General features: G+C 53.2%; 12 protein-coding genes. All 12 read left to right on the top strand.

All coding sequences use genetic code 11. The features are described from left to right. Positions 1-125 precede the first annotated feature (125 nt). The 12 genes from CVU71_04805 to CVU71_04860 all read left to right on the top strand — a co-directional run bounded on the left by CVU71_04805 (position 126) and on the right by CVU71_04860 (position 13,581). Positions 126-869 (top strand): siroheme synthase, encoded by a 744-nt coding sequence (locus tag CVU71_04805; protein PKN19697.1) that lies wholly within the window; start codon positions 126-128, stop codon positions 867-869. Beyond that, positions 835-1,686 (top strand): hypothetical protein, encoded by an 852-nt coding sequence (locus tag CVU71_04810; protein ID PKN19698.1) that lies wholly within the window; start codon positions 835-837, stop codon positions 1,684-1,686. The genes CVU71_04805 and CVU71_04810 overlap by 35 nt, the downstream gene beginning before the upstream one ends. A gap of 3 nt (positions 1,687-1,689) precedes the next feature. Beyond that, complete coding sequence (locus tag CVU71_04815) at positions 1,690-2,949, top strand: glutamyl-tRNA reductase (protein PKN19699.1); 1,260 nt, start codon at positions 1,690-1,692, stop codon at positions 2,947-2,949. Between the two features lie 214 nt (positions 2,950-3,163). Next, the gene (locus tag CVU71_04820) at positions 3,164-4,078 is read left to right on the top strand and encodes a hydroxymethylbilane synthase (protein PKN19700.1); all 915 of its coding nucleotides are present in this window, start codon (positions 3,164-3,166) and stop codon (positions 4,076-4,078) included. A 4-nt stretch (positions 4,079-4,082) separates the two neighbouring features. Further along, positions 4,083-5,633, top strand: a complete 1,551-nt coding sequence (cobA, locus tag CVU71_04825) for a uroporphyrinogen-III C-methyltransferase (protein ID PKN19701.1) — start codon at positions 4,083-4,085, stop codon at positions 5,631-5,633. Then, entirely contained in the window at positions 5,630-6,817 is a 1,188-nt protein-coding gene (gene ahbC / locus CVU71_04830) for a 12,18-didecarboxysiroheme deacetylase (GenBank protein ID PKN19702.1), read from the top strand. Before cobA ends, ahbC begins: the two co-directional genes overlap by 4 nt. A gap of 2 nt (positions 6,818-6,819) precedes the next feature. After that, entirely contained in the window at positions 6,820-7,326 is a 507-nt protein-coding gene (locus CVU71_04835) for a cyclic nucleotide-binding domain-containing protein (protein ID PKN19703.1), read from the top strand. 3 nt (positions 7,327-7,329) lie between these two features. Continuing rightward, positions 7,330-8,307 (top strand): porphobilinogen synthase, encoded by a 978-nt coding sequence (locus CVU71_04840; protein ID PKN19704.1) that lies wholly within the window; start codon positions 7,330-7,332, stop codon positions 8,305-8,307. Between the two features lie 99 nt (positions 8,308-8,406). Then, a complete protein-coding gene (gene ahbD, locus CVU71_04845; GenBank protein ID PKN20076.1) occupies positions 8,407-9,432 on the top strand; it encodes a heme b synthase in 1,026 nt (341 codons plus the stop codon). Between the two features lie 150 nt (positions 9,433-9,582). Continuing rightward, the gene (locus CVU71_04850; protein PKN19705.1) at positions 9,583-10,029 is read left to right on the top strand and encodes an Lrp/AsnC family transcriptional regulator; all 447 of its coding nucleotides are present in this window, start codon (positions 9,583-9,585) and stop codon (positions 10,027-10,029) included. An 86-nt stretch (positions 10,030-10,115) separates the two neighbouring features. Then, positions 10,116-10,844 (top strand): hypothetical protein, encoded by a 729-nt coding sequence (locus tag CVU71_04855; GenBank protein ID PKN19706.1) that lies wholly within the window; start codon positions 10,116-10,118, stop codon positions 10,842-10,844. Between the two features lie 79 nt (positions 10,845-10,923). Continuing rightward, entirely contained in the window at positions 10,924-13,581 is a 2,658-nt protein-coding gene (locus CVU71_04860; GenBank protein PKN19707.1) for a DNA polymerase I, read from the top strand. The last annotated feature ends 285 nt before the right edge of the window (positions 13,582-13,866 follow it).

Consider the following 13,866-nt stretch of genomic DNA (forward strand, 5'->3'; position numbering starts at 1 on the left):
ATCCTTCCGTATGGCTGGCGTCCGTTTATTTTGTGTCCAAGGTCATGATGGTCTTGCCTTAAATCTTGAAAATAGTAAGCCAAAGTGTCAGATGGTGTCAATATTTATTAATTCATTACAAATAGATAAAAAATAAACAGGCAAGATACCCTTGCTTGAATTTTGCCCTTCTTCATGGTAGCTTGCCCGCAAAGAAGGGAAAAAGTGTGTTTCGGCATCGGGAAAGGGAAAACTTGAAATATTATCCTGTCTTTTGGGACATCACCGGAAAAAAATGCGTCGTGATCGGCGGAGGGGATGTAGCGGCCAGAAAAGTTGCGAGACTTTTGGACTGTGACGCGAAAGTCTGCGTCGTGAGCCCTGTCCTTGTCCCCGAACTGGAGGTGTTGAAAAAAGATCAGCGTATCGAACACATAGATGACGAATATGCCGGAGAATATCTTTACGGGGCGTCTCTGGTCATCGGGGCGACGGATGATGAAAAAGTCAACGCCGCCATCTCCAGAGATGCGAAAACCAAGGGCATTCCGGTCAATATTGTGGATGATCCGCAAAAATGCGATTTTATTCTGCCGTCGCTTGTGGAACGGGGCGATCTGACGATTGCCTGCAGCACCGGCGGCAATTCACCGGCGCTGGCGCGCCATTTGCGCGAGGAACTGGAAGAAACCTATGGAGAGGAATACGCAACCCTGCTGAATATTTTAGGGCAGTTACGGATGAAGATGGAAAAGAATGCCGGTGTTGGCAAGACCTGGTTTGATCAGTTGATGGCGGCCGGTTTGCTGGACGCGATCCGGCAAAAACAGGGGGACAGGGTGAAACAAATCATTTATGACATTACCGGCTGGGAGGTGGCCATTGACTAGTCTGGAAACAACCTTGTTCGCGTTGGCCCTGATCTGCTGCGCACTGGCTACCGCCGGCTATCTGCTGTCGCTGCTGGTTCAAAAAATCGTGCTGGCCAAAGCGTCCATGTGGATTCTGGCGTCCGGTTTCCTTTTTCTGACGCTGACCCTTCTTCTGGCAGCCATTCATTCTTCCGGCTGGATCAATTTCGGTTCGCGGCATTTCCTTTCGATTTACGCCTGGGCGATTGCCGGCATTTATCTGGGGTTGCAGTTTAAGACAAAAACGCGATTGCTGGGCGCTTTTATCGCGCCGTTTATTTTATTGTTTCTGATTGCCGCCGCCGGACAGGGCTCGGGCAAGAATCTTGTGCCGGCCGAGTGGCAGGGATGGCTCACGGCTTTGCATCTGGTGCTGGCGATTGCCGGCGAGGCGCTTTTTGTTCTGGCGTCCGCCGCCGGGGCGATGTTCATGATACAGAACAGCCTGCTCAAACATAAAAAACCGGGCAGAATGGGCCGCCTGCTGCCGTCGCTTAGTGATCTGGACCGCATCAATCATCTGGGACTGCTGTGGGGGTTTCCGCTGCTGACGCTGGGGATGATCGAGGGCGCCGTTTACGCCGCTTTTGAATGGGGCGGTCCGTGGCCTGCCGACCCGAAAGTGATCTGGTCTTTTGCCGTCTGGATTGTTTACGGATTCCTGCTGCATCAGCGTCTGGCGATCGGTTGGAAAGGGTTCCGGATGGCGTCTTTATCCTGCGTGGTCTTTTTGTTTTTTTTAATGTCGGCTCTGGTGATCAGATTTTGTTGCACAACCGTTCATAACTTTATTTAAAAAATGATTGTATTAGTCGGATTAAACCATAAAACAGCGCCGCTTGCGGTGCGCGAAAGACTTTTTGCCGGATGCCGGGAAGAGATGAATCTTCTGGCCGGTCTGCAGGCGATTGACGGCGTGCGGGAGATTCTGCATCTTGCCACCTGCAACCGCGTAGAGCTGGTTGCTTCCGTTGACGATGCGCTGCAGTCGATGGATGCGCTCAGATCTTTTCTGGCGAAATATGGCGGGCTGACGAATGACGAAGCCGCCTGTCTTTACGGTTATCAGGGTGAAGAAGCGATTAAGCATTTGTTCCGGGTCACGTCCAGCCTCGATTCACTGGTAATGGGCGAGGCGCAGATTCTGGGGCAGGTGAAAGAAGCCTACCGTCAGGCGCTGGCGCAAAACGCCACCGGCATCGCGCTCAATCGTTTGATGCACCGGGCCTTCCGCACGGCTAAGCGCGTGCGGACGGAAACAGGCATTGCCGCCAATCCGGTGTCGGTGAGCTTTGCGGCGGTGGAACTGGCCAAGAAAATATTCGGAACGCTGGCGGGTAAAAAAACGCTGGTTATCGGCGCAGGCGAGATGGCCGAACTGACCTGCACGCACCTGATCGGCAACGGCGCAGAGGGCATTACCGTCGCCAACCGGTCACTTGCCCAGGCCGCAATACTTGCCGAAAAATATCACGGCAGGGCTCTCAGTCTTACCGCCCTTGACGAAGCGCTTTGCGATGCCGATATTGTAATCAGCTCCACCGGCGCGCCGACGTATATCGTGACACAAGAGATGGTTCGTCACTGTCTGCGCAAACGTAAAAACCGTCTGCTGTTTTTGATCGATATCGCCGTCCCGCGCGACATCGATCCCGCGGCTGACGGCATTGAGAATGTCTATCTATACAACATCGATAATTTGCAGGACATTGTCGATGAAAATATTAAAGGCCGCCGTCGCGAGGCGCTTAAGGCGGAGCAAATTGTTTCCGAAGAAGTGACGCATTATTTAAACTGGCTCAAGGAACTGGAAGCCGTGCCGACCATTGTGTCGCTCAGGACAAAGGCCGAAGGCATTGTGCGCATGGAAATGTCCAAAGCTGAAAACTGGATGTCGAAGCTCGAAAACGGTGATCGTGAAAAAGTGGATGCGCTGGTGAATGGCATTGTTAATAAATTACTGCATGCGCCGGTGGCAGTCATGAAGGAAGAAAGCGCCGAATTTAATTCGCAGGATATTGTGGCGGCGGCCCGGCAGCTTTTCCGGCTGGATGATTAAGAGGTGATGCGGCAGTTGAAGGGGCATTTTATCGCTCAGAATCCCCTGCAATGGTGGCTCTAAAGCTCATTGCGCGGCAGCCGAAAACTCGCCCTTCGGGCTCAAACAGTTCGGCTGCCTGATGCTTCATTTCGCTAAGAGCCACAGCATTTCGGGGATATTCGCTCAGCCAATGCCCCGATTCATTGCCGCAGGTTAGAATGAAAGGTTAAATATGAATATAAAAATTGGGACAAGAGGCAGCAAGCTGGCGCTGGCGCAGACCGGCTCGGTCGTGGAAAGTTTAAAAAAGATCGCGCCGGATATCCATGCCGAAATTTCCGTGATCAAAACCAGCGGCGACATCATGCAGGATGTTTCGCTTTTGCAGATCGGCGGCCAGGGCGCGTTTGTCAAGGAAATTGAAGAAGCGCTCCTTGCGGGCGGCATTGATCTGGCCGTCCACAGCATGAAAGACGTGCCGGGGGAAACGCCGGAAGGTCTGACCTTTGCGGCCATTCTGAAGCGTGAAGACGTGCGGGATATCCTGGTATCGCGCGACCGGATCAAGATGGAATTTATGCCCAAAGGGGCGAGAATCGGCACCGGGTCGCTGAGGCGGGGCGCACAGATCAAAGCCATCCTGCCGGACGTCGAGATCGTTCCGTTGCGCGGGAATATCGACACGCGTCTGAAAAAAGTAGAGACGGAAAATCTTACCGCCGTCGTTCTGGCGGCGGCCGGCATGAAAAGACTGGGATATGCGCAAACCATCACGCAATTTTTGCCGGTGGAACTGATGCTGCCGGCGGTGGGGCAGGGCGCGCTGGGTTTGCAGATTCGCAGGACGGATTCTGAATTGTTTGAGGTTTTGTCCAAGCTCAACCACGTACCTACGGCAACGGAAGTAACGGCGGAGCGCTCCTATCTGCGGGCGCTGGGCGGCGGCTGCCGTCTGCCGATTGCGGCCTACGGCGCAATCGAAGGCGGCCGTCTGACGCTGGAAGGCCTGGTTGCCGCGCCCAACGGTGGAACCGTGATCCGGGATAAAGTCTGGGGAGCGCTTGACGAGGCGGAAGAGCTGGGCAGGAAGCTTGCCGACATGATTATGGAAAAGGGCGGCAAAAAATTGCTGGATCTGGTGTGTTGAAAATATGGCTGAAAAAATAAAAACTGGAAAAGTTTATATCATTGGCGCGGGGCCGGGGGACGCGGGGTTGATTACCGTCAAAGCCGTCTCGTGCCTTCGTCTGGCCGATGTCGTGATCTATGATAATCTCGTTAATGAAGAACTGCTCAAATACGCGCCGTCCTCCGCCCGTTTCATTTACGCGGGTAAAAAAGGCGGCGACCACACGTTGTCGCAGGACAAAATTAACGAACTGTTGGCTAAAGAAGCGCTGGACGGCAACACCGTCGCCCGTCTCAAGGGCGGCGATCCTTTTATTTTCGGACGCGGCGGTGAAGAGGCCGAAGTGCTGGTGGCTCAGGGCGTCCCGTTTGAATTGATTCCCGGCGTGACGTCGGCTATTGCGGTTCCGGCTTACGCGGGCATACCGCTTACGCATCGCGGTCTCACCTCCACGGTGGCTTTTATCACCGGCCATGAAGATCCGACCAAGGAACAAAGTGATATCGACTGGCAGGCGCTGACGGGGATCGGCACGCTGGTTTTTCTGATGGGCGTGAAAAATCTGTCACAGATTACGGAAGCGCTGATGGCGCACGGCAAATCTCCGGAAACGCCTGCGGCGTTGATTCGCCGCGGCACCACGCCGCACCAGGAAATCATTACCGGTACGCTGTCCACGATGGTTGAGTTGGCACAGGCCAGACATTTTAAGCCGCCGGCTATTCTGGTGGTAGGTCCGGTTGTGGACTTGAGAGAAACGCTTGGTTGGTTCGATAAAAAGCCGCTGTTCGGCCTGGGTGTGGTTATCACGCGTCCCGAACGGCAGGCCGATGATCTGGCGAGGCTGCTTATGGCTGAAGGCGCTTCGGCTATTGCTTTTCCGACCATCAGCATCGTGCCGCCTGCCGACTGGAGCGAACTGGACCGGGCACTGGAAACACTGGCGGACTATCACTGGCTAATTTTCACCAGCGCCAACGGCGTGCATTTCTTTTTCGACCGCCTGCGGGAAAAGGGCGGGGACGTGCGCGATCTTAAGGGAATAAAAATCTGCTGCATCGGTCCCGCCACGGCCTCGCAGATTGAAGCCAGAGGCATCCGGGTGGACCTGGTGCCTGATGAATTTATCGCCGAAGGGATTCTGAAATCCTTTGCGGCGCTGGATTTGTCGGGAAAGAAAATTCTGATTCCACGCGCCCAAAAGGCCCGCGACATTCTGCCCGAGGGTCTGAAAAAGCAGGGATCTTTTGTTGATGTCGTCACCGCCTACCGGACGGTTAATTCGGGCGCGAAAAAAGAAGATCTGACGGCATTGATCGAGGCGGGTGAAGTGGACGTGATCACCTTTACCAGTTCATCCACCGTGACCAATTTTATTGAAATCATGGGCGGCGATTATGTGTTGCCGCCTCAGATCAAAACAGCCTGTATCGGGCCGGTGACGGCGGCCGCCGCGAAAAAAGCCGGCTTCCGGATTGACATTACACAGGAAGACTATACGATGAACGGTCTGGTGCAGTCGCTCATCCGATACTTTAAAGACCGGGCTCTTCCGGGAGAGGAAAATCAATGATCGGTATTTCCAAGTTATACTGCGGGGCGGTGGAGCCTTCCGATGTGCTCCGGTACAACCGGCATTCCGGACAGCTGCCTTCGCATCTGCTCCAATTTTCATCGGATAAAAAACCGGTGGTCGTCTGGAATATGACGCGCCGCTGCAATCTCAAGTGCATTCACTGTTATTCGGCCTCCGCCGATATCGACTATCCCGATGAACTGACGACCGAAGAAGGCAAGAAGCTGATTGACGATCTGGCGGCATTCGGCTCGCCGGTGATCTTGTTTTCCGGCGGCGAGCCGCTTTTGCGCCCCGATCTGCTGGAACTGGCGCAGTATGCGACGGACAAGGGTATGCGTGCGGTCATTTCCACCAACGGCACCCTCATCACGAAGGAGATTGCGGCCCGGCTCAAAAAGATCGGTCTGTCCTATGTGGGGGTGAGCCTGGACGGCCTTCAAAAAACGCATGACCGGTTCCGCGGCAGCAAAGGAGCGTTTGAAAAGGCGATAGAAGGCATCCGCAACTGCCGCGATGCGGGCATCAAGGTGGGTTTGCGCTTCACGGTTAACAAGCATAACGTGGCCGATGTTCCCGATATGTTCGATTTGCTGAGAAAGGAAAAAATCGAACGGATGTGTTTTTACCATCTGGTGTACACCGGACGGGGCTCCAAACTGCGCGAAGAGGACCTGACGCATGAGGAAACGCGCAAGCTTCTGGATTTAATTGCCGCGAAGACCCGGGAAATGTTTCAAGACGGTTTGGCGCCGGAAATTCTGACCGTGGACAATCATGCCGATGGCCCGTATCTCTATTTGAAAATGAAGGAAGAAGACCCAAAGCGCGCAGGGGAAGTGCTGGAACTTCTCGAAATGAACGAGGGCAACTCCTCCGGTGTCGGCATCGGTTGCGTGAGCTGGGACGGCGAAGTCTATCCCGACCAGTTCTGGCGCAATCAGCCACTGGGGAATGTAAGGCAGAAGCCATTCAGTAAAATCTGGACAAATGAAAATAATGAGCTCCTGATGAAATTGAAAGACAAGAAAAAGCATGTTCACGGCCGCTGTGCCGCGTGCTCGTGGCTTTCCGTGTGCGGCGGCAACTTCCGGGCGCGGGCGGAATCGGCAGGTGATGTCTGGGGGCCGGATCCCGCCTGTTACCTTACAGATGAAGAAATCACGCAAAGGGAGGAGTGAAAATGAAAGTTGAATTGTTGAAAGAAAATTTAGAGCTGATAGAGAAATTGAAAAATGTTCCGGTGCTGCATTCTTTTGGCAAAAGGGACATTGGTAAGCTTTTCAACTTCAGCAATGTGAAAAAATACTTTGCGGGGGAAACCATCATTGAGGAAGGAAGTTATGACAACTGGATTTATTTTTTAATCAGCGGCCATGTCCGCATTATTAAAAATGGCGAAGAAATCGACACGCTGAGGCGCACGGGAGATATCTTCGGAGAAATGTGCGTGATTGACGGCTGTCCCCGTTCGGCTTCAATTGAGGCCATGGACGACGTCGTATGTCTGGCCACGGACGTATCCTTTATGGACAGCCTCTACAGTGATGACAAGGTGGCCTTTTGTTCGATGTTTTATCAAATGGTTGCTGAAGTGCTGGCCTGCCGCCTGCGGGAAACCAGTTCTGAACTGGCCAAATATAAAGAAGAACTCCAGAAGTTGAAAAGTGTCAACAGCAAGGGAGGTTAAGAAATGCAATTTCCGGAATATCGTCCCCGACGAATAAGAAAAAATGAAAATTTCCGTCGCCTGGTCCGTGAGACGAAATTAAGCGTGGATGATCTGGTCTATCCGTTGTTCGCGGTTCCCGGCAAGAGCGTTAAAAAACCGATTACCTCCATGCCCGGCCAGTTTCAACTTTCGGTGGATTACATTGTTAAAGAAGCGCGCGACGCCTGTGATCTGGGGATACCGGCGGTGCTGCTTTTCGGCATTCCGTCAAAAAAGGACGAGCAGGGCACAGGCGCTTTTGCCAAAGACGGCATCGTGCAGCAGGCGGTGAAAAGAATCAAAAACGAAGTTCCCGAAATGCTCGTGATCACGGATGTCTGTCTGTGTGAATACACCAGTCACGGCCACTGCGGCATTCTGGAAAAAGGTCTGGTGCAAAACGACCTGACACTGGAAGTGCTGGCGGAGACAGCCCTGTCGCAGGTCAAGGCCGGCGCGGATATGGTCGCGCCCTCGGCCATGATGGACGGGCAGATTGCGGCCATCCGGGAAGCGCTGGACGAAAATACGCTGGAAGATATACCGATTATGGCCTATTCCGCGAAATACGCCTCCTCGTTTTATGGTCCTTTCCGGGAAGCGGCGGAAAGCGCACCACAATTCGGCGACCGTAAGGCCTATCAGATGGACCCGGCCAACGGCGATGAAGCCATCCGCGAAATCTCCCTGGATGTCTCCGAAGGCGCGGACATTATCATGGTAAAGCCCGCGCTGGCTTATCTGGACATTATCTGCCGCGCCAAACAGGAATTCGATCTGCCGCTGGCCGCGTATAATGTGAGCGGCGAATATTCCATGATCAAAGCCGCTGCCCAGCTGGGCTGGCTGGATGAAGAAAAAGCCATGCTGGAATCATTGACGGCAATCAAGCGGGCGGGTGCGGATATCATCATTACGTATTGGGCGAAACAGCTGGCGCAAATCATGAAGAGAACGTGAAGCGTGAAGTGTGAGGCGTAAAAAAATAAAGCAGAAAAACAGGCAAGGTGCATTTGTTTGGACAAGACAACAGAACATTTTAAAAAAAATCAGGTTCGCATGATCGCGTGGGAAGTGACGCGCAGCTGCAACCTGAACTGCAAGCACTGCCGCGCCGCGTCGCACCTCGGGCCGTATCCGGGGGAGCTCTCTACTGAAAAGTGTTTGCGCCTTATTGACGATATTGCGGCCACGTCGCAGCCGGTGATCATCCTTACCGGTGGTGAGCCGCTGTTGCGCCCCGATATTTTTGAGATTGCCGCTTACGGAACCGGCAAGGGGCTGCGCATGGTCATGGCGACCAACGGCACGCTGGTCGATGAAGTTGTCGCGCGAAAAATGATGGAAAGCGGCATCCAGCGCGTCAGCATCAGCATTGACGGCAAGGACGCCAAAAGCCACGATGATTTTCGCAATGAGCCCGGCGCGTTTGACGGCGCGCTGCGCGGCATCGAGGCGATGAAATCCGCCGGTCTGGAATTTCAAATCAACACAACGATCACCACCGCCAATCTGCATCAGATCAGAGACATTCACAATCTGGCGCTGAAAATCGGCGCAGCCGCGCATCATATCTTTCTGCTTGTGCCGACGGGGCGGGGGAAAGATCTGGCCTTGCAGGCCATCACGGCTGCCGATTACGAAGAAACGTTGATGTGGTTTCATCAGGAGAGCATGACGTGTGAAATTCAGCTCAAAGCCACCTGCGCGCCGCATTATTTCCGCATTATGCACCAAAACAGGCCGAAAGGGGAAAAGCCGGTGAGAAAAGCAGGCGGGCATTTTCACGAATCGACGCGCGGCTGCCTGGGCGGCATTTCGTTCTGCTTTATTTCCCATGTGGGGCAGGTGCAGCCCTGCGGCTATCTGGAACTCGATTGCGGGAACGTGCAGAAGCAGAGCTTTGGCGAAATATGGGAAAACGCCGAGGTGTTCTGCAATCTGCGTGATTACGGCAAATACGGCGGCAAATGCGGCCGTTGCGAGTTTATCAAGGTCTGCGGCGGTTGCCGGGCAAGGGCGTATGAGGCGACCGGGGATTATCTATCTGAGGAACCGCTCTGCTTATATGAGCCAGGCCGTTGAAAACTACCCACCTGCGGCGTTGCGCGTCGTCCTTCGTCGTTGCGGCGTATTCAACGATACGCCTCTCTCCTCAGGACTCGCGCGCCTTGCATCTGGCCAGTTTTGAACGGCCTCAAAAAATATAGAAAGAATAAAAAGATAGAATGAATTATGGATGCAATCGATAAAAAAATTCTCAACATCCTGCAGACGGAATTTCCTCTTGAGGAGCGGCCTTTCCTGGTTATTGCCTCGCGGTGCGGAATCAGTGAAGAAGAAGCGCTTGCCCGTATTCAGCAGATGAAAGACAAGGGCATTATTCGCCGCATCGGGGCCGTGTTTGACGGCGGGAAACTTGGACGTGTCAGCACGCTTTGCGCCGCGCGTGTGCCGGAGGATAAAATCGACGCCTTCGTTCAGATCGTCAACGCCAATAAAGGCGTCACGCATAATTACCGCCGCCGTCACGAATACAATATCTGGTTTACCGTAAGCGCCGCGACGGCTGAAGAACTCACGGCTTTTCTCCGGGGCGTCAGGGAGAAAACCGGCGTAACGGATATTCTGGATATGCGGGCGGTGAAAACATTCAAGATTAACGCTTCCTTTGATGTCTAGGTTTCATTGACGGAAAATCGCAGCTGTGACACACATACGCCATAATAGTTTCAGCTTTCCCAAAAACAAAAAAGGAGGACGAAAAGATGGACCCGAAAAGTATTAATTTTGCGGCCATGCCTCAGACAGCAATCGAGATAGTTACAAAGCCTGCTGAATTTTTTAAGGGAATGCCTAAAACCGGCGGATTTACCGAACCGCTTGTTTTTGCCGTCATGATGGGGTTCATTGCCGGTATTATTCAGGCGATACTGGGTTTCATCGGTCTGGGCCACGCCGGAGGTTATGACGGAGGCATGATGGGCAGCTTCAGTGTTATTATTATCATGCCGATTGCCGCCGTTATCGGCACTTTTATCGGCGGCGCCATATTCTTCTTGATCTGGAAACTGATAGGGTCGCAGGAAAATTATGAAACAGCCTTTCGCTGCGGCGCTTATCTGATGGCCCTGTCTCCCATTACCTCGGTTGTCGGTGTTGTGCCGTATGCCGGCGGCCTCATCACGATGGCCATCTATATATTTTACATGGTGACGGCGAGTATTCATGTTCATCATATCCCGGCTCAAAAAGCATGGCTGGTGTTCGGCCTGATCGGTTTGATCGTTGCGTCAATCGGTCTTTTCTCCGAATACAAAATCAGGCATATGGCCTCTTCGATGGATCAATGGCGTCAGAGGGGCGAAGAATACCGGAAGTCGGCCAGAGATATGGGAAAATCCAGTGAGGAAATACGGAAGCAGGCCGAAAAAATGGTTGAGCAAATCAAGGAACAGGCCGAGGATGTTAAAAGACAAACGGAGCGAAATCGATAGCCCTGGAAATGATGATTAACCCGGTGCATACCCGCCTGTCGTTTGATCGGGCAAACATGCGCCTTAAAATGGAATATTTATGACTGAAGAAAAAAAGACCCCTCTGCTCGCCCTGGTGGACGGCAGCAATTATCTTTACCGCGCTTACTACGGCATTCCCGCGTTGACCAACTCGAAAGGCTTTCCCACCAATGCCATTTACGGCTTCACCACGATGCTGCTGAAACTGATGCGTGATCTGGAGCCGGACTACGTTGTGGTGGCGTTTGATCTCAAGGGGCCGACGACGCGCCATGGAGAATTTGAAGATTATAAAGCGACGCGCAAACCCATGCCCGATGATCTGATTCCCCAGGTCCCCTTCATCAAGGATATTATCCGCGGCTTTTCGATTTGCATCATGGAGCAGCAGGGCATTGAAGCCGACGACCTGATCGGAACACTTACGCTTCAGGCCACCAAAAAGGGATGGCGCACGGCCGTCATCTCCGGCGACAAGGATTTGATGCAGCTGATTGGCGACCACGTGACGATGGTCGACACGATGAAAGACAAAACCTATGATGCGGCCGCCGTGAAAGAAAAGTTTGGCGTCGGTCCGGACAAAGTCGTGGAAATTCTGGGACTGATGGGCGATACGTCCGACAATATTCCCGGTGTTCCGGGCATCGGCCCCAAAACAGCGAAACGGCTCATCGAAGAATATGGTTCCGTTGATGTGGTCATTGAAAACGCGGAAAGACTGCATAACGTGAAGCTGCGCGATAGTTTCCGCCGGTATGCCGATCAGGCCAGGCTGAGCCGTCAGCTTGCGCTCATTCGCACCGATATTGATTTGAACATTCATCTCGAAGACACGGCGCGAAGAGAGCCGGATAAAGATACCCTGACCCGGCTCTTCAGCGAGTTTGAATTTTCTTCGCTTTTGCAGCAAATCAAAACCAACGCCGTCAAACCGGTTAAAGCCTGCAACGTGGTAGCGGATAGTACCGCGCTTGCCGCGCTGGCCGGGAAGCTGCAAGGCAGTGCGGAAATCGCCTGTGAAATCATCTGGGAGAAGAATCCTCCGCAGGAATTAATCGGATTGAGCGTCAACACGGGCGGTGAACTGTTTTACCTGCCGATTGGCCACACCAACGCCAAACAACAGTTGGCGGCGCGTGAGGTGTTTGCCGCGCTGGCGCCTGTCTTTGCTAATGCTGCCATTAAAAAATATGTTTACGATTTGAAAACAACGCTGGTCGCCATGCCGGATCTCGATATTCACTCAGGCGTGGATTTACAACTGGCCGCTTATCTGCTTGATCCCGCGAGGCACTCCTATGAGCTCAATGAAGTAGCCTGGGAATATTTGCACGAAAGAATTGCCGCGCCCAATGACGTCGCCGGCGGCAAGGGAAAAACCTATCCGCTGGCTCTGGTCCCGATGGATAGAATGGCCGCCTACGCGGGTGAACGCGCGGAAGCGCTTCTGAATATGGCTTTGCCCGTAAAAGACAGGCTCGAAGAAACGGGCGCCGCATCACTGTATAACGACGTGGAAATGCCGCTCTTGTTTACGCTGGCCGCGATGGAGAAAAAAGGTGTTCTGGTCGATGCCGCGCTTTTAAAACAGATGTCCGAGGATCTGGGGCAATTGCTGGCTCTTTCGGAAGAAAAGATTCACCGCCTGGCCGGAGAAAAATTCAACATCAATTCTCCCAAACAATTGCAGACGATTCTTTTCGAAAAGCTGAAGCTTCCTAAGGGCAAAAAAACGAAGGAAGGCTACTCCACGGATGTGGATGTGCTTTCCGACCTGGCCCGCGGCCATGAACTGCCCGCAGAGATTCTGGCTTACCGGTCTCTTGCCAAACTCAAGTCCACCTACGTGGATGCGCTCCCCGCTTTGATCAATCCTCAAACGGGCAGGATTCATACCTCCTACAACCAGACCGTGGCGGCGACCGGCCGGCTCTCCAGCAGCAATCCCAATTTGCAAAACATTCCCATCCGGACGCTGGAAGGCAAAAGAATCCGCCAGGCCTTTATCGCCGATCCCGGGTCGGTATTGATTTCCGCCGACTATTCCCAAATCGAACTGAGGGTGCTGGCGCATTTGTGCGAGGACGAAACACTGCTTGCGGCCTTCACCTCCGATGAAGACATCCATACCCGGACAGCCTCCGACGTTTTCGGTGTCTTTCCGCAAATGGTCAGCCCTGATATGCGCAGGCAGGCCAAGGTCATTAACTTCGGCATCCTCTATGGTATGAGCGCTTTTGGTCTGGCCAAGGAACTGGGCGTTCCTCTGAAAACCGCCCAGGCCTATATCGACGGCTATTTTGCCCGCTACAAAAAAGTGCGCGCCTATCTGGACGGTATTCTGGAAGGCGCAAGGCAAGACGGTTTTGTCTGCACGATCCTGAACCGCCGCCGCTACCTGCCGGAATTAAAAAGCCAGATTCCCTCCGTGCGCCAGTTTGCCGAACGCATGGCCATTAACGCCCCCATTCAGGGCAGCGCCGCCGATCTGATTAAAGTCGCGATGGTCAACATCGACCATCTGCTGACGAAAAAAAATCTTGCCGCCCGCCTGATCATGCAGGTGCATGACGAACTGGTCGTCGAAGCAGCGGTTCAGGAAAAAGCAGAAGTCATGGCACTGGTCAAAAAAGAAATGGAAGAAGTCATTAAACTCAAAGTGCCGCTGAAGGTGGAGATTGCGAGTGGAGCCAATTGGGACGAAGCCCATTAATAGGACGGCTGAAAAGCACTGATCTGCGTTGTTGCGCTGCGAACCCGTGTCGTTCAACGTACAATAAAGTACGCCTCACAACACGGGTCTTGCGCGCCTAGCATCTCAGCACTTTTGAGCCGTCCTGGAATTTTATTATCCCTCACTCCTCAAGGACTCGGTGGCCTTGCATCTGGACATTTTTGAACAGCCCTGAAATGTTGTTGTTGCTGTCATTGCGAACCGCCCCTTGGGCGGTGTGGCAATCTTTTTGTGCTTGCATCATTTCAGCCATGCAGAAGTTAT

The organism is Deltaproteobacteria bacterium HGW-Deltaproteobacteria-6, assembly GCA_002840435.1.
Taxonomy (GTDB): Bacteria; Desulfobacterota; Syntrophia; order Syntrophales; family Smithellaceae; genus UBA8904.

Coding starts and splice junctions, on each gene's coding strand:
- CVU71_04855 (PKN19706.1), top strand. CDS start 10,116: ATGGACCCGAAAAGTATTAATTTTGCGGCCATGCCTCAGACAGCAATC.
- CVU71_04810 (PKN19698.1), top strand. CDS start 835: ATGACATTACCGGCTGGGAGGTGGCCATTGACTAGTCTGGAAACAACC.
- CVU71_04860 (PKN19707.1), top strand. CDS start 10,924: ATGACTGAAGAAAAAAAGACCCCTCTGCTCGCCCTGGTGGACGGCAGC.
- CVU71_04815 (PKN19699.1), top strand. CDS start 1,690: ATGATTGTATTAGTCGGATTAAACCATAAAACAGCGCCGCTTGCGGTG.
- cobA (PKN19701.1), top strand. CDS start 4,083: ATGGCTGAAAAAATAAAAACTGGAAAAGTTTATATCATTGGCGCGGGG.
- CVU71_04820 (PKN19700.1), top strand. CDS start 3,164: ATGAATATAAAAATTGGGACAAGAGGCAGCAAGCTGGCGCTGGCGCAG.
- ahbD (PKN20076.1), top strand. CDS start 8,407: ATGATCGCGTGGGAAGTGACGCGCAGCTGCAACCTGAACTGCAAGCAC.
- ahbC (PKN19702.1), top strand. CDS start 5,630: ATGATCGGTATTTCCAAGTTATACTGCGGGGCGGTGGAGCCTTCCGAT.
- CVU71_04840 (PKN19704.1), top strand. CDS start 7,330: ATGCAATTTCCGGAATATCGTCCCCGACGAATAAGAAAAAATGAAAAT.
- CVU71_04835 (PKN19703.1), top strand. CDS start 6,820: ATGAAAGTTGAATTGTTGAAAGAAAATTTAGAGCTGATAGAGAAATTG.
- CVU71_04850 (PKN19705.1), top strand. CDS start 9,583: ATGGATGCAATCGATAAAAAAATTCTCAACATCCTGCAGACGGAATTT.